Consider the following 20,059-nt stretch of genomic DNA (forward strand, 5'->3'; position numbering starts at 1 on the left):
GACGCCAAACCTCGACAAAAAGCTCCTCCGCGTAAGCGTCGAGGAGCTTTTTGCGTTTGTCCTCGGTGTCCAACTCACCAGTGGCCATTCGCGCCATGAAGTCGTCTTGAGCCCCGGCCAGGAACTGCTGAGGCAGCACGTCCGGGGCTTCCATCGACGCCATGATGTTGGCGATCGAGCCATGGACCTGCAGGGCGGCCGGCTGATGAGGTGATGCCGTGGTCGCTCATGAGGCGCTGGAGCTGTTCGCTTTTGTATTGGCTTCCCTGATCAGGCATGGATACCTGAACGAGAACCCCCCAGCGCTTCGCGGAGCCATGCCCCGATCCCGTTTCATGGCCAGATCGAACGGTGCTTTGCAATGAACGCGAACTTCATATTGCGTCCATGGCAAAGTAGGCTGCGGCCTTTTTTAGGATATCGCGCTCCGCCTTCAGCTTGACGACTTCACGACGGAGCCGCTCGATCTCAAGCGGCTCCGGCTCATCTGTCCTTTTCCAGGAAAGGACTGGCTGGGATAGTCGCCACATTCCCGAACCCATTTGCGCAACACATTCTCGTGGACATCGCGGTCCCGGGCCGCCTGGGCAACAGTGCCCCACGTTCCCTGACCAGCTTCACCGCTTCAAGCTTGTAATCGCGGCTGAATATTCGTCCTTGCATTCATGCTCTCCGGTCTCAGGAGGAACACCTTAACTCGATGTCCATGAAACCGGCAGCAGGTCAGCAGGTCGGCAGGCCACCTTCACTTTGACGCGTTGGATGCGCCGAGTTCCTCATCAACCTGGTCTTCGAACGCGCGCTTCTTGCCGGCAATGAAGCGCCTGTAGCCGTCGGGATCGATCCATGCGCTCACGCCCTCCGTTTCGGCCCGCTTTCGCTTGCCGTCGAAATCGTAGTATTCGTTGTGCTGCGCCAACCAGATGTCCGGCTTGATCATTTCGAGCGTGTGATGCGTGTTGCGGTAGTCGTCTGTGATGCCGGGGTACGAAGGGTCTTTCGCCACGCGGTAGCCCGGGTTGAATCCCGCACCGTCTGGAAACGCCACCACGTAGGCCTTGCCGTCGGCCACCAGGTTGGCAATCCATGTGGTGGCGCCGCGGGTGTGGCCGGGCGTGTGGTAGGCCGTAAGGAGCACGTCGCCCAGTTTGATGGTATCGCCGTCGCGCAGGACGCGATCCACCTTCACGCCTTCGTACGCCAGATCGTCGCCGTACTTGAAGTCCTTGCGGTCGCCGCTTTCCATCGCCGCGGCATCGTCTTTCATGACGGCCAATTGCGCTCCCGTCAGCTTCTTCATAAAGGCCAATGCCCCGGCATGATCGATATGAGCGTGGGCGTTGATCAAGATCTTGATGTCTTCCGGCTTGAAGCCCAGTTTGCGGATCGAGTCCACGATCATCGGCCCCGATGAGGGCATGCCCGTGTTCATCAGGATATGGCCCTCTGGCGTCGTGAAAAGGAATACTCCTAGTCCCGTGGTGCCCACGAAGTAGATCGGCCCGACGATCCTCACCGGGTCAGTCGGCTCTTCCCATTTCAACATCTTTCTAGCCCAGAAGAGGAAGAGTTTATTGTCGCTCGCGAGTTGCTCCTTGGACGGCAAGTTCGGCGGCAGCGTCTGGGCGGGGGGCGATCCAAAGCTGGCCAAAAGGACCGCCAATGTTATGGATGTGCGAAGCGGAATCGACATTGCTCTTTCCTGCTGTTGAAGGGGCAGTTTGCTCGCGCGAAGAGGATCAGCGGCCTTGCGGGGCTTGTTTCTCACCGGGCGCACGTCTAGGGGGGCGGACGCCGCGCATTTTCGCAATTCACCATGCGGCCGTGAGGCGTATCTGAAAGAGGTCAGTACTATCGCGGTGCTTGATGCCTTCGGCTGCGAGCGGATGCCAAATGTGCTGATAGCTCGAGATCAGCCGCACCGCGGGTGTGATGGCGAAATTGTAGAACACCTCCACGCCGCTCTCGTCGTGAACAGCAGACTGGCCGTTCGAGATTTTCGCAATGCTGGTCTTCAGTTTGTCGCTGATCTTGTTGTAGTAGAAGCCAGCGCCAAAGCTGTCATGTTCCCGGCCGTCCAACATGCCGTGGGCGAACAAAGCGACGCTGACATCGCTGGTGATCGGGTTGGTTTCTTCGGGGGCATAACCGGCCCGCGCAAACACGCCGACGCCGCGGATCTGTTCGCCGGTCTTCCGCTTCCGCGCCACGGTGGCCGCATCGTCCTTCAGGAACAGAAATTGCGAGCCCGTCACATAGGTGAACCAGCTTTCATCCTTGGAATTGGTTGGCAGCCCCTCGTCCGAGGCGAGGCCCAGCAGGCTGCCGATCGCTTGCTTCCTTTCAGCGGCCGACCCCAGCGTCCCGAACGGCGAATCCAAATTGATCTTCGGCTTGTCGGACCAGTTGTAGACGGCCGAGACCTGACCGGGCAGTCCGCCTATGTCGTAGGACATAACTGAGGTCAGATAGAGATTAACGTTTTCGAAGGAATCGGACGAGACGAAGTTCTCCGCCTCGGTGTTGGGATCTAGCACACCGCCAGCGATGGAGAATTGAGGGCTGAAGGACCACACGCCGATCGCCCCCAGGGCGGATGGGTTGAAGAAGTTCGTCGAGATCGGGTTCTTGTTCAGATTGTAATTGGCGAAGTGATACTTGAAGGAATCGCCATACGCCGTCTGGTCTGGCAGGAGGACGGTACCGATCTTTCCCACAACGACGCGCGCCTTTTCACTCAGCGCCTGCGCCAGAAAGAGCTCCGTGGGCAGGAAGCTATCGGACAGCATGGGATCGGGCACAACGAGGCCGGAGTAGTGTGGAACGACGGTACCTGCGGTGAAGGTCGACTCCGGATCGGCGCCGAAGCGCGACTGCGCGGTGGCGTGAATAAGACCACCAGACCACCAGCCAGCGCGGCCGGTATCGATGTTGATTGAGAGCTGCGTGTTCTGAACGAAGGCCTCGCCGGTCTCGAGGCCGCCCGAGGTGACGTCCTGATAGTAGCTGGTGGAGTATATATCGAAGAAGAAGCCATTGCGTGCGAGCTCGGTGCGGGCGCCCCCCCAATCTCCGAGGAGCTGAGTGCGGTCCGCGAAATCGCCGGTCACCGTGCCCGGCAAGCCGAACACCGGCCCGTCATTGAAAAAAACGAAGAGACCCGGAGCCTCATTGGCCAGCGAGATATTGTCGGTCGGCACCGGACCCCAGGGCGCGGCAGGCGAGGCTATGGTCTCGATCTGGCCGGGTTGAGCGGGACTGTCAGTGGCGAAGACGGCATCGGCCGTCAGCAGAACAGCGGCTACACCAGCAAAACGAAGCAAGTTTGAGGTCGTGAAACACTCATCTTTCATCCTCGAACGAAGATCTGCGTCAGCGAACACGACGCTTGAGACAACTTTCAACCTCGACATGACCCATGACCCCTTTCTCGGCGCAACCGGCAGTAAGCCCGGCGGCCTCAACGTCCGCGAAATGACGTAAGGGGATAAGAGGAGGATCGGCCAAACACCGGTGACGGGCGGCCAAAAGATCCAGCGGCAGCCGCGCACATAAATCGCCGGCGCGTCACCGTGAAAAACTCAGAGGTCAGGCAGGTGCCTGGATTGAAGGCGCAGCCGTGAAGCAAGACCAGCTAGGCGCGGAGGGAGCGCCTGAACTCATTGGGGGCTGTCTTTGTCCAGCGCCGGAACGCGTGACGAAACGCGGCGGGGTCACCGAAGCCCAAGAGAAACGCTATGGTCTCTACGGTCAGGCGGGTGTCGCGCATATATCTGATGGCGGTCTGCGCGCGCAGATCGTCGATCTGCTCCCGGTATGATGTGTTCTCTTCCTGCAGCCGTCGCCGTAGCGTCCGCGTGCTGAGGCCGAGCTGTCCGGCCAAAGTGTCGACATCCGGCGGAGATTGGAGGTTCGCAAGGAGCACTTGGCGGACCCTGCCGGCGACGCCGGTATTCTGCTTGAGCTCGGTCAGCAATTGATCGCAGATATTGCCGGCATGAGCGTGGGTCACCGGATTGCCCAGCGCCGGCTTCCTGTCGAGCCATTCCACCGGGAATAACAGTCTGTTTTGCGGCTGCTCGTACAGAACCTCGCAGCCAAATTTCTCGGCATGGTGCGCGCCCTGGGAAGGTCTTTGCGCATTCAATTGGACTTGGGTGAGCCGGAAGTCAGGGCCCATGATGTCGCGGTGCACGCAAAGAACCACGCTGAACTGCAATTCAACAATGAAATTATGCAATGCTGTGTCGAGATACCTGAACGGAAGCACCGTGATGCACCAAGCCGCCGACGAGTCGCGCTCCTCGAATGTAACGTCCAAGAGTGGCGCGGCTAATTGATAGTATTGTAGTGCAAAGGCAATGCTCTGTCGGAAATCGATCCCGCTCAGCAGCGCCAGGCCGTAGATCCCGAAGGTCGAAACGTGAAATTCTGAGCCGGCGTCGAAAGCAAAGCTTGGGCTCCGGCTGAATTTCAGCGCGTTTCTGTACGACTGGACGATCTCATTGGCCGACACCTTGGTCAGGGGAGACGTCAGCTCGGCTTCGGCGATGTGGATGCCTTCCATCGCCGCTTTTCGCGGAACGCCCTCCGCCATCAGACAATCAACGATCTTGCCGATCTTGAAGACGGAGTAAATTTTCTCGTCGGGACCGATTTCAAACATGCCTGCTCCATCGGGGATGATCGGCAGCTCCCGTGTGGGATTGGCCGCCTTTCGCCGGATGTTGGCCGCCGTCCGACTTCCCCCATATACCGAGTTTGGCCATGTTCGGCTACCGGCCGCGTTGGCTGCCGCCAGAAGTTGCGTACAGTGCGGGCCTCCGCCCGCCATTTGCAATCAACGTAAATCACAGATCGTGACGCTGAGTACTTATCCGCACAATGGAGTGAGCGATGACACTGATGCCTGCCGCCATGGACAACCCTTTTCTCCTATCGCCCGATCAATCCTTGGCATCGCTGACCAGCCCGGATGCGATCACCGCTTCGACACACGCCATGAATGTGGCGGTGGCGAAGGCACTGGCGGCGATGACGCCGCCGGACGGGCTGCCCGCGCTGCGCGAGGCTTATGTTCGTGGCGAACTCGGCCTCCCCACCGCGCCCAAATCGTCCCGCGCTCGGACGCTGACGATCGAGGGGCCCGCCGGCCCGATCGGCCTGCGCATCTTGGTGCCAGACGAGGTGCGGGGCGTGTATCTTCACATCCATGGCGGAGGCTGGATCGTCGGCAGCAACGATACCTGGGATGAGCAGCTGGAGTATTTCGGCCGGGAGGCCGGTATGGTCGCGGTCAGCGTCGACTATCGTCTGGCGCCCGAGCATCCCGCACCCGCCGCCATCGACGATTGCGTGGCGGCCGCGTCGTGGCTGATCGAGCATGCCGAGCGGGAATTCGGCACGTCTTGGCTGTCGATCGGCGGCGAGTCCGCCGGGTCCAATCTCGCCGTCCTGACGCTGCTTCGGCTCCGCGACGCCGGGAAAGGCGGCGCCTTCAGGGCAGCGAGCCTGCTGTACGGCGTCTTCGATCTGTCGCTCACCCCCCGCGTGTTTCGGGTGACGGGCGCACCGTTCATCAGCCTGGAGGCGATGCAGCAGTTCACGGGCGCGTTCGCGGGCGGTAGGGATCTGAAGGATCCTGCCCTCTCGCCGCTCTATGCCGACCTGCACGACTTACCCCCGGCGCTGTTCAGTGTTGGATCGTCCGATCCCCTGCTCGACGATAGCTTGTTCATGTTCATGCGCTGGCAGGCGGCGGGCAACCTCGCGCACCTGGCGGTGTATCCCGGCGGCACGCACGGCTTCAATACGCTCAACGGGGAACTGGCCGCCGCGGGCAATCGGGGGGTCGCGAAGTTCCTGAAGGCGATGCGGACCGAGGTGGCGGGCTGATCGCGAAAGGCGACGATCAGATGCAGCTGGGCTGAACGATCGTCGCCTTGTTCAGTAGGACGTCGTGCCGGGCCACCAATCTTGTTGGCAAGCTTAGCCGCCGCATGTCCGATCACGTGACCGTCGCGGTCAACGAACCGAATGGCTTTGAGCCTATCTCGCAGCTGAGCGCGTGGCGATGGGCTTGCCGATCGCCATGGCTACCGGACGAAGAAGGACGGCACGCTTGGCATCGCGTCCGTCGGACGGACGGATCCTGCGCAACACCCTGGCGAAACCTGAAATGGCCTGAGCCATAGAAAGGTAATTGCGCGTTTTTTCAGCATATCGACAAGCGGCCTAAATTTGTTCCATTGCCCTTGCCATCTCTGTTGCACTGCGGCATCAATGTCCCCATGAGCGCCGCCGAACTCGCCATTTTGGTAATCGACGAGAACGCCATCCGCGCCTCCATCATTGAAGAGGGTCTGCGCGAGGCGGGGCATGCGCGTGTCACGGTGATCCACGAGGTCAACGGGGTAGCGCGCATCATCGAGACGCTGCAGCCCGACGTCATCATCATCGATATTGAAAATCCCAATCGGGACATGATGGAACACCTCTTCCAGCTGACCCGAACGGTGAGCAGACCGATTGCGATGTTCGTTGATCGATCCGACACCGCCTCCATCGAGGCGGCTGTCGATGCGGGTGTCTCCGCCTATATCGTCGATGGATTGCGGAAAGAGCGGGTCAAATCGATCCTCGACATGGCCGTGAGCCGCTTCAACGCCTTCAGTCGGCTGCAGCGTGAGCTCGCCGACGCTCGCTCGGCACTGGAGGAGCGCAAGCTGGTCGAGAGGGCGAAGGGCATCCTGATGAAGATGCGCGGGCTTTCCGAGGAAGAGGCATTTGCTCTTCTTCGCCAGTCAGCCATGAACGAGAAAAAGAAGATGGCAGACATCGCCCAGAGCATCGTGACGGCGGCGCGGCTGCTGCTGTGAATTGCCTGATGCGCGCAGCCGTTCGGAGAAAGCTGATATGAACGTGACGACAGAACGCAAGATGTCTGGATCGAATCTGCCCACCCCCACTATCATCGGCGCAGAAGGATCCCGCGTGGTGCGTGCGGGCTTCATTCCCCTGGTGGACGCTTCCGTCTTGATCGCCGCGGCGGAATTTGGGTTTGCCGAACGCGAAGGGCTTCGGCTCGATCTGGTCAGGGATGTCTCCTGGGCCAATGTGCGTGATCGCCTTGCCTTTCGCCAGTTCGATGTCGCTCACATGCTCTCGCCCATGCCGGTGGCGTCCATGCTTGGCCTCGGCTCCAATCCATCGCCGACGATCACGCCTTTTTCGCTGGGACGCGGCGGCAATGCGATCACCCTGTCGACACGCCTCTTTGCCCGCATGCAGTCTGCCGCCAGTCTTGCCGATGGTGCCGGCGCTCTGGCCCATGCTCGCGCGCTCGCGCAGGTCATCGCGGAGATGAAGGCGGCAGGAGAAGCGCCCCTGACGCTGGGAATGACCTATCCTTTCTCCTCCCACAACTACGAATTTCGGTATTGGCTGGCAGCCGGAGGCATCGATCCGGACACAGAGGTCAGACTGGTCGTGGTGCCACCGCCAATGACCTCGGACGCCCTGGCTGCCGGTGCTATCGACGGCTTCTGCGTCGGCGCCCCCTGGAACATGGTCGCCTCCGAGCGCGGCGTCGGCCGCATCGTGGCGGCAAAACAGGATATCTGGCCATCGGCCCCGGAAAAGGTTCTGGCCATGCGTCCCGAATGGGCCGAGAGCCGGCCCGAGACCGTTTCACGATTGCTGGTTGCCCTTGATGCAGCTGCACGCTGGTGTGACGATCCCGAGAACCACGGGGATCTCGCCGCGGTTTTGGCAGATCCGCGGTCGATCGGGGCACCGGTCGACATCATTCGCCATGTGCTGTCGGGGGAATTCAGTCTTGATGCACACGGCAATCGACGCGTCATCGAGAAGTATTTTACGTTTCACGCCCAATATGCCGGCTATCCCAGGCCGAGCCATGCCCTGTGGATTTACAGCCAGATGATCCGCTGGGGACAGGTGGCCTATTCCGAAGAAGGCATGGCTGCGGCGGCCCGCGCGTACCGACCGGATCTCTACCGGACAGCTCTTGGTGCAGATGCCGCTCCGATAGATGACGACTTCAGGATCGAAGGCGACAGATCCGGCGACAGCTTCATGGACGGCCATGTCTTCGACCCGCGCAAGCTCGAGGAATACGTCCGGCAGTTTCCCGTCGCCAGCCCCCGGATCGATCGACAGTCCCGCAGGCCCGATTTCGACTGACCTCAGCCGGTATCGCTGCCTTTGAATTGCGCCACAGGAGCCCTGTTCGACCGGCGAAACGAGGACGCACGCCGCGCACTGCTGCTCAACTGAGAGCAGCGATTTGGTCCCCGGCGCCTAATCGCTGTGCAGGTCATGTCGCGCCACCTGCTTCCTCGTCCGCCTCCCGCCGCGGGAAAACGCTGCGTTATCAACAGGCAAGATCCAACGACCGGTTCTGGCATGGCGCTTGCAAGGTGATAAGCATCTCGGTCAACGGCGACCGGGTAGCCAGACGCTCAAGAAGCGCCTGCAGTGACATCGACGTCGCAAGGATTTTGCAGCCCGGGCTTGCCCCGGAAGCGCAACTTCCGAGCGGCGTTTTTTTGTTTTTCCGAACGACCCCGAGCCCGACCGAGGGAGCGCCATGACTACCAGGACAGAGAAGCTCGTCATCATCGGCAACGGCATGGCACCAGGCCGCATGCTGGAACACCTCCTCGAGGAGGCGCCCGGCCGCTACCAGGTGACTATTTTCAACGCCGAACCGCGCGTGAACTACGACCGCATCATGCTGTCCCCTGTTCTGTCGGGGGAGAAGTCCTATGAGCAGATCGTCATTCACGGAGACGGCTGGTACGAGACCCATGGGATAACCCTCTACAAGGGTCACAAGGTCGTCGCCATCGACCGGATTGCAAAGACCGTGACCTCTGACCACGGAGTCACCGAGCCCTATGACAAGCTCGTAATCGCCACCGGCTCCGTTCCCTTCATTATTCCGGTTCCCGGCAAGGAGCTGCCGGGCGTTATCACCTACCGCGACCTGGATGACGTCAACGCCATGCTGCTGGCCGCCCAGTCGCGCCAGAAGGCGATCGTCATCGGCGGCGGGCTGCTGGGGCTTGAAGCCGCGGCAGGTCTTGCCCAGCGCGGCATGGAGGTCACCGTCCTGCATGTCATGCCGACGCTGATGGAGCGTCAGCTCGACCCGGCCGCCGGCTACCTTCTGCAGAAGGCTGTCGAGGAGCGTGGCATCAAGGTCATCTGCAAGGCCAACACGAAGGCGATCCTGGGCAACGGCAAGGTCGAAGGCGTCGAGCTCGATGACGGCACCGTCATTCCGGCCTCGCTCGTCGTCATGGCTGTCGGCATCCGGCCGAATGCATCGCTCGCCAGGGACGCCGGACTTGCGACCAACCGCGGCATCGTCGTCGACGCCGGGATGCGGACCTCCGATGGCGACATCCTTGCCGTCGGCGAATGCGCCGAGGTCGATGGAATGGTCTATGGCCTCGTCGCACCGCTCTACGAGATGGCGCGGATCGCAGCATCCCATCTTGCCGGAAACGGCAAGCCTGCCTTCGTGCATGCCGATACGCCGACAAAGCTCAAGGTCACCGGCATCGATCTCTACTCGCTGGGCGACTTCGCCGATGGCGACGACCGCGAGGAAATCGTCCTGCGCGATGCGACCGCCGGCGTCTACAAGCGGGTCGTCCTGAAGGACAACCGCATCATCGGCACCGTCCTCTACGGCGACACCGCCGACGGCACCTGGTTCAACGACCTGAAGAAGAAGCGCACAGACATTTCGGCGATGCGCGACACGCTGATCTTCGGCCAGGCCTATCAGGGCGGCTCCCCTCCCGACCCTGCGGCCGCTGTCGCAGCGCTGCCCGATGACGCGGAGATCTGCGGCTGCAATGGCGTCTGCAAGGGCAAGATCACCGCGACCATCACCGCCAAGGGGCTCTCCTCCCTCGACGAGGTCCGCGCCCATACCAAGGCGTCCAACTCCTGCGGCACCTGCACAGGCCTTGTCGAGCAATTGATGGCCCTCACCCTCGGTGACCGCTACAACCCGAAGGCGGTGCAGCCGATGTGCGGCTGCACCGATCTCGGCCACGACGACGTCCGCCGCCTGATCAAGGCGAAGGCGCTGAAGTCCATCCCCGTCGTGATGCAGGAGCTCGAGTGGAAGACCTCCTGCGGCTGCGCCAAGTGTCGCCCGGCGCTCAACTACTACCTCGTCTGCGACTGGCCGGACGAATATGCCGACGATTACCAGTCGCGCTTCATCAACGAACGCGTCCACGCCAACATCCAGAAGGACGGCACCTATTCGGTCGTGCCGCGCATGTGGGGCGGAATGACGTCGTCGAAGGAGCTGCGGGCGATCGCCGACGTCGTCGACAAGTTTGCGATCCCCGCCGTCAAGGTAACGGGCGGCCAGCGCATCGACATGCTCGGCATCAGGAAGGAAGATCTGCCCGCGGTCTGGGCCGATCTCGGCAAGGCCGGCTTCGTCTCCGGTCAGGCCTATGCCAAGGGCCTGCGCACGGTAAAGACCTGTGTCGGCACCGACTGGTGCCGCTTCGGCACGCAGGATTCCACCGGGCTCGGCATCCGCATCGAAAGGTTCATGTGGGGTTCCTGGACCCCGGCCAAGCTCAAGATGGCCGTCTCCGGCTGTCCCCGAAATTGTGCCGAAGCGACCTGCAAGGATGTCGGCGTCATCTGCGTCGACTCCGGCTACGAGATCCACTTTGCCGGGGCAGCCGGGCTCGACATCAAGGGAACCGAGGTGCTCGGGCTCGTGAAGTCGGAGGACGAAGCGCTGCAGCACATCGTTGCCCTCACCCAGATGTATCGCGAGCAGGGCCGTTATCTGGAACGCATCTACAAATGGGCCAAGCGCATCGGACTTGACGAGATCCGCCGCCAGATCATGGAAGATACCGACAAGCGGCAGGCCTACTACGAGCGCTTCGTCTTCTCCCAGAAGTTTGCCCAGGTGGACCCGTGGTCGGAACGGGTCTCCGGCAAGGACAAGCACGAATTCAATCCCATGGCCGTCATCCACAAGGAGGCAGCGGAATGAACGCCCTTTCCATTTCCATGGACGCAGCCTGGGTGCTCGTCGGAACCATCGACGACATCCCCCGCCAGGGCTCTCGTCGCGTCCACAATGGTGCAATGCGCATCGCGGTCTTCCGGACCGCCGACGATCGCATCTTCGCACTCGAAGACAAGTGCCCGCACAAGAACGGGCCGCTCAGTGCGGGGATCGTGCACGACGGTTGCGTCACGTGCCCGCTCCACAACTGGGTGATTTCACTTGAAACCGGGGAGGCCCAGGGTGCCGACGAAGGGAGGACATCAACCTTCCCCGTACGGATCGAAGGCCACAACGTCTATCTCGACCTCATGCCAACCCATGCGGCTCGCTGAGCCGTTTCCTGCACCGCGAAAGGAAATTGCATGTCCTATGTAGCACCTCAGGAATTCGCTGCGAAAATGATCGACGCAGGCGAATCCAAAGTCTTCATGTCCACCAAGGACACTTTGATCAGATCCTATATGGCCGGCGCCATCCTGGCCTTGGCGGCCGCATTCGCCGTGACCGTCACCGTGAACACAGGCAATCCGCTGCTCGGCGCGTTGCTCTTCCCTGTCGGCTTCTGCATGCTCTATCTGATGGGCTTCGATCTCCTGACCGGCGTATTTACCCTTGCGCCGCTTGCCTTGATCGCAAGGCGTCCAGGAGTGACCGTCGGCGGCATCCTTCGCAACTGGGGCCTGGTCTTTACTGGAAACTTTGCAGGCGCAATGACGACGGCTGTGTTCATGGCGATCATCTTTACCACCGGTTTCACCCATGCACCCGACGCCGTGGGGCAGAAGATCGGCATGATCGGCGAGGCGCGCACACTCGGCTATGCCGAGGCCGGCGCTGCCGGGATGCTAACGCTCTTCATCCGTGCCGTGATGTGCAACTGGATGGTCTCCACCGGGGTCATAGCGGCCATGATGTCGACCTCGGTGTCGGGCAAGGTCATCGCCATGTGGATGCCGATCCTCGTCTTCTTCTACCTCGGCTTCGAACACTCGATCGTCAACATGTTCCTGTTCCCCTCGGGCATCATGCTCGGTGGTCAGTTCACCTGGACGGACTACCTCCTCTGGAACGAGATCCCGACCGTCGTCGGCAATCTCGTTGGTGGCCTGACCTTCGTCGGCGGCATGATCTACGCCACCCACTACAAGCCCTCGCCGAGCCGCAAGGCAGAGGAACGACCCGCCACGCGGCTTGTGGCGGCTGAGTAAGCCCGAATTGCAATCAGGCTCCGCGACAGTCGCGGGGCCTGATGACCACGGGGTGGGCGATGCAACAAAGTTCAGACGTCAGGGGACTCCGGGTGAGCATCGGGCAATACTCCTCCGCCGGGCGAAAGGTCGCCAATCAGGACTTTCACGGTTCCATCGTGCCTGAGGGTTCGGCCCTGGCCATGAAGGGCATTGCGCTTGCCGTTGCCGATGGCATTTCCTCCAGTCCCGTGGGGCAGGTCGCTGCAGAAACTGCAGTGAAGAGCTTCTTGACCGATTACTACTGCACTTCCGACGCCTGGACCGTGAAGACAGCAGCCAGCCGCGTCATCGACGCCACCAACTCCTGGCTTCATGCCCAAAGCCGCCACGTCGAAAATCGTGATCACGCGCATGTCACGACCTTTTCGGCGCTCGTGTTGAAGGGTGCGAAGGCCCATGTCTTTCATGTGGGAGACAGTCGCATCTCACGGCTGATCGACCGCGAGTTGGAGCCTTTGACCAACGAACACCGCCTGAGCCCCTCGCGCAGCGAAAGCTATCTGTCGCGGGCCCTGGGAATGACTCCGGCAGTGGAGATCGATTACCGCCAGCTGAGTGTCCAGAGCGGCGATGTCTTTGTCCTGTCGACAGATGGCATCCATGATCATCTCCCCGCACGACAGATTGCCGCTTGCATCACCTGCGACAACGATCTCAGCCAGGCTGCTGCCGATATCGCCAAACTTGCCCTGGAGGCGGGCAGCGACGACAACCTGACGATCCAGATCGCGCGGGTCGACCAGCTGGGTGAGGAGGACCCGCCGTTGTTGGATACGGCAGAGCTTCTTCCGGCGACGCCGCTCCCGCAGGCCCCTTGTGATTTCGAGGGGTTCCGGATCCACAGGCAGATCCATGCCAGCCACCGCAGCCACGTCTTTGTCGCGACGGAAACGGCGAGTGGAGAGACGAGGATACTCAAGTTTCCCGCAATCGACCTGCGGGAAGACGAGGCCCACATTCGACGCTTCGCCACGGAGGAATGGGTCATGCGCCGGGTCTCGAGCGTCCACCTGCTGAAGGGCAGGACGCCGGTTCTCCCGCGTCGCGCCCTCTATCTGGTCACTGACTATGTCGAGGGTGAAACCCTGTCGCAATGGATGACGGACCGGCCGCTGGCCGACCTGCGCGCTGTCCGCGATATCATCGCCCAGATCGCCTCAGGGCTTCGGGCTCTCCATCGCAAGGAGATCATCCACCAGGATCTGCGGCCCGACAACGTCATGATCGATGGCACCGGTACGGTCAGGATAATCGACTTCGGCTCCGCCCAGGTGGCAGGGCTTGCCGAGGCGGCTCCCGCACGCGATAGCGACGATATTCTCGGGACATTCCAGTACACCGCACCGGAATATTTTCGCGGTGAACGCGGTACAGAGCAGTCCGACCTCTTTTCGCTCGGCGTTATCGCCTACCAGATGCTGACCGGGCGTCTCCCCTATGGTGCCGCTGTGGCTCGCACGAGCAACAGGAGGCAGCAATCCAAACTCAAGTTTCGAGGGATCCGGGATCAGCGGGCCGATGTGCCGGAATGGGTGGAGGGCGCAATCCGAATGGCGGTCCATCCCGACCCCGGAAAGCGCTATCAGGCGCTGTCGCAATTCGTCCACGACCTGTCGCACCCCAACCCCAGGTTCATCCAGGGCCGAAACCCGCCGCTTGTCGAGCGTGATCCCTTGTTGTTCTGGAAAATGCTTTCGGTGGCACTGGGCTTGCTGGTTCTCGGCCTGTTGCTGATCGTTGTGAAGACCTGATGTCGCGGCTCGCCTGCTCTGCAGGGCGACCCCGCGCCGCGATTGTAGAAGGAACTCTCGCCATGCCCCAACTCCAACTGAGCCGCACCGAAGGAACATCCATGTCCGTTAGGATGGAGCCGCTTGCCAAACTGCCTGTGTTCTGGAGCCTTGCCGGGAAACGCGTGGTACTGGCGGGTGGATCCGACGCTGCGGCTTGGAAGGCTGAACTGCTCTGCGCCTGCGGGGCAGATGTCCACGTCTACGCACCGCAAGCGGACCTTTCTTTGACCTTCGCGGCACTTCTCGTCCAGACACCCGCGGAGGGTGCCGGGCGCGTGATTCACCACGACAGGCCCTGGGCGACCGACATCATGCAAGGTTCGGCACTCGCCATTGCCGACTGCGAGGATGATGCCGAGGCGAAAGCCTTCTTCTGTGCCGCCGTTATTGCTGGGGTTCCCGTCAACGTGATCGACAAGCCGGCATTCTGCCAGTTCCAGTTTGGCTCCATCGTCAATCGCTCCCCGGTGGTTGTCGCGATCTCGACCGACGGCGCCGCACCCATCCTTGCTCAGGCCATCCGCCGTCGCATCGAGACATTGCTGCCCCCGACGCTGAAAGGCTGGGCGGCTCTGGCGCAATCCCTGCGAGAGACCGTCAACCGGCGGCTTCAGCCCGGCGCGCCGCGCAGAGCGTTTTGGGAAAGCTTCGTCGACCGCGCCTTTGCCGGCAGCAATGCGCCACAGGCGTCGGCAGCAGACGATCTGCTTTGCGCGACAGAGGCGATGGCCGGTAGCAGAACCACCGGCCGCGTGACGCTGGTCGGCGCGGGTCCCGGCGACGCGGAATACCTGACCTTGAAAGCCGTGCGGGCGCTTCAGGCCGCCGACGTCATTCTGTTCGACGATCTCGTCTCCGGTGAGGTTCTCGAACTGGCGCGCCGCGAGGCCAAGCGCATGCTGGTGGGAAAGCGCGGTGGGCGCGAAAGCTGTCGTCAGGAGGACATCAACAGCATGATGATCGACCTGGCCAGGGCGGGAAAGCATGTAGTGCGGCTGAAGTCGGGTGATCCCATGGTGTTCGGCCGGGCCGGTGAAGAAATCGCGATCCTCCGGGAGCACCACATAGCGGTGGACGTCGTTCCCGGAATTACGGCCGCGAGCGCCATGGCGGCGAGGCTCCGGGTATCATTGACCCACCGCGATCATGCCCAGGCGGTGCGGTTCGTGACGGGACATGCACGAGACGGCAAGCTGCCGAAAACCCTGGACTGGCGCAGCCTCGCCGATCCGACGACCACCACCGTCTTCTACATGGCAGGTCGAACGGCCGGCGAAATCTGCCACCATCTACTCGCTGAAGGGATGTCCGAAGCGACACCGGCCGTCATCGTCAGCTCGGTCGCGCGGTCCTCCGAGCGGCGCTGGAGCGGCAGTCTTGATGAGCTGCACGTCGGCATCGCGGAGATCGGCTACGACGAACCGGTCCTCATCGGGATTGGTGGGGTCTTTGCTACGGCAGCGGCAAACTACGAAAATACCCACCGCGAGAGCAGTCTCAAGAGTTGGCTTGATTCGCGTAGTGCGATGTTGCCGTAAGTGCGCTTCGATTACCGATGAGCTGCACGCAAGCGCGTTTCGCTCTCGCTCACATTGGAAGGATAGACGACGGCCGTTGATGACCGTACTGCTGGGCTCTGCCGTCCTTGGCATGGCCTGGGGCACTGGCCGGTATGCGCTGGCCGAGCCGCCTTGATTGTCGGGATGGGAGAAAGCCGGCGGAGATGCTCCGCCAGCTTCTTTTGTTACATCATCCGCTTGATGTCGGAATAGGCGCCATCCGTGGTCAATGTCGCGGTGACGGAATCGCCGGTGCGATTGCGCCAGAACCAACCGTGATTGCCGTCGAAGGCGGCTTCGAGCACGCCGCTATCTTCCGGCACGCTGCGGCCCTTTTCGGAGGAAATGCTCTCGTCGCCGCCGCTCTCAGCCCGTTCTTATACTCGATCTGCGATGAAGCCCGAGAGTGCTACATGGCATGCCCGCCGATGAAACCAAGTTCAGCGGCAGCCATCCACACCGCCATGGCGATCATCATCAGGTTCTCCGTCAGCGAGATGAAGCCGAGCGGGACGTTGCTGGCGCCGCCGACGCAGGCGCACTTGAGCTCACGCCTGTCGATGTAGACCGCCTTGAAGACCGAGGCGGCGCCAACGGTGCCGATGAACAGCGCGACAGGGACGGACAGCCACGTCAATGCGCCTGCGACCATAAGTACGCCCGCCAATCCTTCCGCGTACGGGTAGACGTAGCTGTAGGGCACCCATCGCTTGGCGAGCAGGTCGTAGTTCAGGAACATGGTCGCGAAGCTCTCGACGTTCTGGAGCTTCAGCATCGCCAGCACCACCATTGAAAAGGCTATGAACCATTCGCCGGCCCGCAGGGTGAAGGGGTCGCCGCTGACCGCGTAGCTGGTCGCCATTGCCATCAGGGCCGTCAGCGAAAACAGCACCACGACCGGCCGGTAGGTCGTCGCCTTCGGGTCGACCACCTTCTTTCCCAGAAACCGGCGGAGATCGTCGTGTCCGCCGATGCGGTTTTCGCCGATGAACACCTGGGGCGTGGTGGCGACGTCGTGCTGCTTCTTGAAGTCGTCCGTCTCCTCACGCGAGGTCAAGTGCTCATCGTCCACCTCGTAGCCGGCGCTCTCGAGCAGGTGCTTCGCCTTCAGTCCATACGGGCAGGTGTGGCCAGGCATCACCATCCGATAGAGGATGGCCTTCTTCGATTTTTCAGTCTGTTGAACTCGATCCAACATTTCACGTCTCCTTTGCTTGTGAAACCGTTGGCAAGACCATAGGTTGCGTACCATGGTACGGAGTCAAGAGCCCATGGACATGACCATCGGAAAATTCGCAAACGCCGGGAACGTGGGAGTCGAGACCATCCGCTTCTATCAGCGCCGGGGGCTTCTCCCGACGCCCAAGGGGGACCACGGCGTCCGGCGCTACAACGAAGAGAACCTGCGTCGCCTGAAGTTCATCCGCCAGGCGCAAACGGCTGGGTTCACGCTGGAAGAAATCAAGCAGCTCCTCGATCTCGATGCCGGCGAGGACAGAGAGAGCGCCCGCAAGCTTGCTCGAGCAAGGCTCGAGGCTCTGAGGACGCGGATCGCGGAACTCGAGGAAGCACGGCGCTCACTGGAGAAGCTTGCCGACGAATGCGCTTCGGGGAGGACCGGGCCGTGCCCGATCCTGCACTCGTTCGGCATATGATAGGCGCTCCATCTCTCATTCGTCAGGACGGCCGCACCTCCATGTAGACATAGGGCTTCGAACCATCCTTCGGAACCGCCATCACGTCGTAGGAGGCGGCGGGATCGGAGCCCATTCCGAGCGATCCCTTCGGCATCCCGGCGACCGCCAGCCCCGCGACGGGAGGCCGCTCCTTCCGAAGCCTCTCGGCGGCCTCCAGAGGCACATGCCCTTCGAGGTAATAGCCGTCGACCACCGCCGTGTGGCAGCCCCAGACGTCGGAGGGCACTTGCAGGCGCTCCTTCACGGCATCCATGTCGTCTTCGTTGCGGGTCTCTACCCGATAGCCGGCGGCTTCGAATGCACTCGCCCACGCCCCGCAGCATCCGCAGTACGGGTCCTTGTGCACGATCATGGCCGCGTTCTGCGCGATGGCTGTTGCCGGCAGAAGCGCTGCCGAGATCGCCATGCAGACGAACTGTCTTCTTTTCATTCCTGCTTCTCCTCTGATGAGCCGTCCCCGAACTTAGGCCGGAGACGGCGCTGGCGTCACTTCACCTGTGTGACGGTGAGCTTGCCGTTGACGCGATCGGCAACGAACTCGACCGTCGCCCCCTGTTTCAACTTGGTGAGCATGGCCTCGTCGGCAACGCTGAACACCATGGTCATCGCGGGCATGTCGAGGCTCTTCAGCTCCTCGTGGATGAGCGTGACCTTCTTGGCCTTCTCATCGACCTTCTTGACCGTGCCCTTGGTGAATTCCTGTGCCGAAACGCCGGCGGCGGAGGAGATGACGAGCGCTGCGATGGCAGTAAACTTGAGTAGGGCTTTCATGGACTTCTTCCTTCCTTGTCGATTATTTCTTGGCGACCGTGACGTCGCCGTGCATCCCGGCGTCGTAGTGGCCAGGCACCAGGCAGGCGACCTTGAAGACGCCGTCGTTGGTGAACTTCCAGACGATCTCGCCGGTCTTGCCCGGAGCGAGACGGATCGCATTCGGATCGTCGTGCTCCATCTCCGGGAACTTCTCCATCAGCGCCTTGTGCTCCATGACCTTGTCTTCCTGGTCGAGCACGAACTCATGATCGATTTCACCGTCGTTCTTCACAGCAAACCGGATCGTCTGGCCTTTGCGCACCTTGAAGCTATCCGGCGTGAAGATCATGCGGCCGTCTTCGGTCTCCTTCATGCTGACGCGGATCGTCTGGGTGACCTTCGACGTCTGTCCAGGCTCGCCGACGGCCATCTCGCCATGGCCCCCGGCATGACTGCCGGCGGCCAGAGCGGGTGTTGCCAGGGTGGCCAGAAGCAGGCCGATAACTGAATTTCTCATGCGTTTTCCTCGTTCGTTCGATGACCTGCGGTCAGCCGTGGTTGGAATGGTTGGAAGGCGTCTGTGTCTTTGCGTCCCTGGCCTTGGCCGGCTCGGGCAAAGCACCCGTCCATTCCCAGGCCTGCGTGCCGGGCGGATTCTCGTACCAGCCCGGATCGCTGTAATCGTCCGCAGAGATGCCCTCGCGGACCTTCACCACAGAGAACATGCCGCCCATCTCGATGGGGCCGTGGGGCCCCCAGCCGGTCATCATGGGCACCGTGTTCTCCGGGATTTCCATCGACATCTCGCCCATGTCCGCCATGCCGGCGGTGCCCATGGGCATGTACTCCGGCTGGAGCTGGCGGATCTTCTCCGTGACTTCCGTCTTGTCGACGCCGATGAAGGTCGGGATGTCATGACCCATGGCATTCATCGTGTGGTGCGACTTGTGACAGTGGATCGCCCAGTCGCCGACATACTTCGCGTCGAACTCGTAGGCCCGCATCGCCCCGACGGGGATGTCGATGCTGACCTCCGGCCATCGTGCCTCCGGTCGCACCCACCCACCATCGGTGCAGGTGACTTCGAAATCGTAGCCATGCATGTGGATGGGGTGGTTGGTCATCGTCAGGTTGCCGACGCGGACACGGACCTTGTCGTTCTTCGAGACCACCAGGGGGTCGATGCCCGGAAATATGCGGCTGTTCCAGGTCCACAGATTGAAGTCGGTCATCTCCATCACCCGCGGCACATAGGTGCCGGGATCAATGTCATAACCGCTGAGGAGGAAGACGAAGTCCCGGTCCACCGGCATGAATGCCGGATCCTTCGGGTGGACCACGAAGAAGCCCATCATGCCCATCGCCATCTGGACCATCTCGTCGGAGTGCGGATGGTACATGAAGGTCCCGGACTTCACGATGTCGAACTCATAGACGAAGGTCTTGCCGACGGGGATGTGCGGCTGCGACAGCCCGCCGACGCCGTCCATGCCCGATGGCAGGATCATGCCGTGCCAGTGGATGGTCGTGTGCTCCGGCAGCTTGTTGGTCACGAAGATACGGACCCGGTCGCCCTCGACCGCCTCGATCGTGGGACCCGGAGACTGGCCGTTGTAGCCCCAGAGGTAGGCAGTCATGCCTTCCGCCATCTCGCGCTCCACGGGCTCGGCCACGAGGTGGAATTCCTTGACGCCGTTGTTCATCCGGAAGGGGAGAGTCCAGCCGTTGAGGGTGACGACCGGGTTGTAGTCCGGCCCCGTCGACGGCCTGACCGGCGCCTGGGTCGCGGCCGAGTCCATGAGGGCCGCTTCAGGCAGTCCCATGTTGGACGTCTGGCCCCACGAATGCGAGGAGACGAGGGCGGCGCCCGCCGCGCCGGCTCCGAGTAGCTGTCTTCTGCTGAACATTGTCATGTCCTTTC

The 20,059-nt window shown here is 61.7% G+C and carries 18 protein-coding genes and 1 pseudogene; 9 read left to right on the forward strand and 10 right to left on the reverse strand.

Annotated elements, in window-relative coordinates:
- Window positions 1-273: 273 nt before the first annotated feature.
- The 4 genes and pseudogenes from EO99_RS26085 to EO99_RS0124035 form a co-directional block, all read right to left on the reverse strand.
- A pseudogene (locus EO99_RS26085) lies at window positions 274-663 on the reverse strand (transposase); the annotation flags it as partial.
- Between the two features lie 82 nt (window positions 664-745).
- Window positions 746-1,693 (reverse strand): subclass B3 metallo-beta-lactamase, encoded by a 948-nt coding sequence (bla, locus tag EO99_RS0124025; protein WP_029621097.1) that lies wholly within the window; start codon window positions 1,691-1,693, stop codon window positions 746-748.
- A 118-nt stretch (window positions 1,694-1,811) separates the two neighbouring features.
- Window positions 1,812-3,323 carry a carbohydrate porin gene (locus EO99_RS0124030; RefSeq protein WP_029621098.1) on the reverse strand — a complete coding sequence of 504 codons (1,512 nt, stop codon included), beginning with the start codon at window positions 3,321-3,323 and terminating at the stop codon, window positions 1,812-1,814.
- A gap of 311 nt (window positions 3,324-3,634) precedes the next feature.
- Window positions 3,635-4,666: an AraC family transcriptional regulator gene (locus EO99_RS0124035; protein WP_029621099.1), complete on the reverse strand. Its 1,032-nt coding sequence runs from the start codon at window positions 4,664-4,666 to the stop codon at window positions 3,635-3,637.
- 230 nt (window positions 4,667-4,896) lie between these two features.
- Here EO99_RS0124035 and EO99_RS0124040 point away from each other — a divergent pair, with 230 nt between their 5' ends.
- The 8 genes from EO99_RS0124040 to cysG all read left to right on the forward strand — a co-directional run bounded on the left by EO99_RS0124040 (window position 4,897) and on the right by cysG (window position 15,667).
- Entirely contained in the window at window positions 4,897-5,895 is a 999-nt protein-coding gene (locus EO99_RS0124040; protein ID WP_210165104.1) for an alpha/beta hydrolase, read from the forward strand.
- Between the two features lie 395 nt (window positions 5,896-6,290).
- Window positions 6,291-6,878: an ANTAR domain-containing response regulator gene (locus EO99_RS0124045; RefSeq protein WP_029621101.1), complete on the forward strand. Its 588-nt coding sequence runs from the start codon at window positions 6,291-6,293 to the stop codon at window positions 6,876-6,878.
- A 61-nt stretch (window positions 6,879-6,939) separates the two neighbouring features.
- Window positions 6,940-8,205, forward strand: coding sequence for a CmpA/NrtA family ABC transporter substrate-binding protein (locus tag EO99_RS0124050; RefSeq protein ID WP_408002886.1), 1,266 nt, complete (start codon window positions 6,940-6,942; stop codon window positions 8,203-8,205).
- Between the two features lie 406 nt (window positions 8,206-8,611).
- Complete coding sequence (gene nirB / locus EO99_RS0124055) at window positions 8,612-11,068, forward strand: nitrite reductase large subunit NirB (protein ID WP_029621103.1); 2,457 nt, start codon at window positions 8,612-8,614, stop codon at window positions 11,066-11,068.
- The gene (nirD, locus tag EO99_RS0124060; protein WP_081852187.1) at window positions 11,065-11,418 is read left to right on the forward strand and encodes a nitrite reductase small subunit NirD; all 354 of its coding nucleotides are present in this window, start codon (window positions 11,065-11,067) and stop codon (window positions 11,416-11,418) included. The genes nirB and nirD overlap by 4 nt, the downstream gene beginning before the upstream one ends.
- A 30-nt stretch (window positions 11,419-11,448) precedes the next feature.
- Window positions 11,449-12,294 (forward strand): formate/nitrite transporter family protein, encoded by an 846-nt coding sequence (locus EO99_RS0124065; RefSeq protein ID WP_029621105.1) that lies wholly within the window; start codon window positions 11,449-11,451, stop codon window positions 12,292-12,294.
- A gap of 59 nt (window positions 12,295-12,353) precedes the next feature.
- Window positions 12,354-14,087 (forward strand): bifunctional protein-serine/threonine kinase/phosphatase, encoded by a 1,734-nt coding sequence (locus EO99_RS0124070; RefSeq protein WP_029621106.1) that lies wholly within the window; start codon window positions 12,354-12,356, stop codon window positions 14,085-14,087.
- 62 nt (window positions 14,088-14,149) lie between these two features.
- Window positions 14,150-15,667 (forward strand): siroheme synthase CysG, encoded by a 1,518-nt coding sequence (gene cysG / locus EO99_RS0124075; protein ID WP_029621107.1) that lies wholly within the window; start codon window positions 14,150-14,152, stop codon window positions 15,665-15,667.
- A 206-nt stretch (window positions 15,668-15,873) separates the two neighbouring features.
- Here cysG and EO99_RS27050 read toward each other — a convergent pair whose 3' ends face one another.
- Entirely contained in the window at window positions 15,874-16,011 is a 138-nt protein-coding gene (locus EO99_RS27050; RefSeq protein ID WP_328286613.1) for a hypothetical protein, read from the reverse strand.
- An 86-nt stretch (window positions 16,012-16,097) separates the two neighbouring features.
- Window positions 16,098-16,886 carry a glutaredoxin family protein gene (locus tag EO99_RS0124085; RefSeq protein WP_029621108.1) on the reverse strand — a complete coding sequence of 263 codons (789 nt, stop codon included), beginning with the start codon at window positions 16,884-16,886 and terminating at the stop codon, window positions 16,098-16,100.
- Window positions 16,887-16,938: 52 nt separating this feature from the next.
- Between EO99_RS0124085 and EO99_RS0124090 the strand changes: the two genes are divergently transcribed.
- The gene (locus tag EO99_RS0124090) at window positions 16,939-17,343 is read left to right on the forward strand and encodes a MerR family transcriptional regulator (RefSeq protein ID WP_029621109.1); all 405 of its coding nucleotides are present in this window, start codon (window positions 16,939-16,941) and stop codon (window positions 17,341-17,343) included.
- A 22-nt stretch (window positions 17,344-17,365) separates the two neighbouring features.
- On the opposite strand, the gene EO99_RS0124095 is transcribed toward EO99_RS0124090, so the two are convergent.
- Genes EO99_RS0124095 through EO99_RS0124110 form a run of 4 tightly spaced genes read right to left on the reverse strand, consistent with a single transcriptional unit; the run spans window position 17,366 to window position 20,045 of the window.
- The gene (locus tag EO99_RS0124095; protein WP_029621110.1) at window positions 17,366-17,815 is read right to left on the reverse strand and encodes a DUF411 domain-containing protein; all 450 of its coding nucleotides are present in this window, start codon (window positions 17,813-17,815) and stop codon (window positions 17,366-17,368) included.
- 56 nt (window positions 17,816-17,871) lie between these two features.
- A complete protein-coding gene (locus EO99_RS0124100) occupies window positions 17,872-18,156 on the reverse strand; it encodes a copper-binding protein (protein ID WP_029621111.1) in 285 nt (94 codons plus the stop codon).
- A 22-nt stretch (window positions 18,157-18,178) separates the two neighbouring features.
- A complete protein-coding gene (locus EO99_RS0124105) occupies window positions 18,179-18,655 on the reverse strand; it encodes a cupredoxin domain-containing protein (protein ID WP_029621112.1) in 477 nt (158 codons plus the stop codon).
- A gap of 31 nt (window positions 18,656-18,686) precedes the next feature.
- Window positions 18,687-20,045, reverse strand: a complete 1,359-nt coding sequence (locus EO99_RS0124110) for a multicopper oxidase family protein (RefSeq protein ID WP_029621113.1) — start codon at window positions 20,043-20,045, stop codon at window positions 18,687-18,689.
- Window positions 20,046-20,059: the final 14 nt, after the last annotated feature.

It is taken from the genome of Pseudorhizobium marinum, from assembly GCF_000705355.1.
Classification (GTDB): domain Bacteria; phylum Pseudomonadota; class Alphaproteobacteria; order Rhizobiales; family Rhizobiaceae; genus Neorhizobium; species Neorhizobium pelagicum.